The organism is Roseovarius atlanticus (assembly GCF_001441615.1).
Taxonomy (GTDB): domain Bacteria; phylum Pseudomonadota; class Alphaproteobacteria; order Rhodobacterales; family Rhodobacteraceae; genus Roseovarius; species Roseovarius atlanticus.
Map to the genome: position 1 here is coordinate 1 of NZ_LAXJ01000022.1, position 1,258 is coordinate 1,258.

The following is a 1,258-nucleotide window of genomic DNA, read 5'->3' on the forward strand; positions in this document are numbered from 1 at the left end:
ATCGTCGCGGTTACGGCCAGTCCCACGGCAAGGCCTACTCTAAGGGCGGGATCGTCGACCCATAGGCAAACGGCGACTCCGACCAGTGCGGCTATCGTGTTGCCGACAATCGCGGACCAGGGTTGCGCCAGCGGGCTGTTCGGGACCGCGAACAACAGAACGGACGTGGCGCCGAAGGGGGCGACAAGGTACAGCCCCAGTTCCAGGTCGACAGTCGGCGACAGCACGAACAGTCCGGTCAGCCCGAGCCCGATCAGGGTACCAAGTCCTGCCCGAAAGGCCTCGATGCCGGAAACACGCGCAACCGCAGGGCCAAGTGATTTCAGAATGTGCAACGACACGCCTCCCGGCAAGTTGTGCCCAAACTTTCATCACATTGCTAAAGGTTCAACAGGCCGAAGGCACAAAGCCTTTTGCCTTATGACAAACCATGCCTCCGCTCCTGCACTGTTAGACGCAAACATAGGTTTGACGAGACTGCCTGCACCTGAGGTCGAGCGTTCTTTCGGTTTCATCCAATCCCGGAACGAGGAAGCAGAGCGCGACAGTTCGGCCCGCTCATTTCAAAAGTCTCTACGGCGAAGTGATCGGTGGCGGCTTCTGGCGTTTGCCCGAGATTGCATTGCCGGCAATCGCCACTAGTAGCACGAAACCGCCGATCAGAGTGTTGATGCTCGCCGTCTCGCCGAGAAACACCCAGACCCAAACCGGCCCCAGCAGCACCTCGGCCAACGAAAGCAAGGCCAGCTCAGCAGCGGGAAGACTACGAGACCCCAGTGTGTAGAGGATCAGTCCGGCTCCGACCTGGAACAGCCCCATCCCCATCGCGACACCACTATCGGTCCGGGTCAGTACAAGCGACTGCCCGAGTATCAGGCAAATGGACACGGTGATGATGATCGCAAAAACGCCGGACAAGAAAACAGCCGGAAGCATCTCTCCGGTCCGCCCCCAACGCAGCGCGACGGTGAACACCGCGAACCCGAACGCCGATCCGAGCGCTGCAAGGCTGCCTGCCAGAACCACACCGCCGGATTTATCCGCTACCATGATGCCGATACCACCGATGGCAACCGCGATGGCAATCCAGGTCGCGGGTCTGACGGGCTCTCGCAAAACGAGCCAGCCCAGGACCGCAGCCATGAACGGCGCCGTCGCGAATAATAGCATCGCATTTGCGACCGACGTGTTCTGGATCGCGAATATGCCCCCCGAATACGCGGCAACCAGCGACAGTCCTGCGACAATGGCAGGCCCG

The 1,258-nt window shown here is 60.5% G+C and carries 2 protein-coding genes; both read right to left on the reverse strand.

Translation table 11 applies throughout. The annotated features are described in order from the left end of the window. A partial coding sequence (locus tag XM53_RS17485; RefSeq protein WP_201455434.1) for an HPP family protein occupies positions 1-335 on the reverse strand: 335 nt, incomplete at its 3' end. A gap of 238 nt (positions 336-573) precedes the next feature. Then, the coding region (locus tag XM53_RS17490) for a DMT family transporter (protein ID WP_057795675.1) at positions 574-1,258 on the reverse strand (685 nt) is incomplete at its 5' end.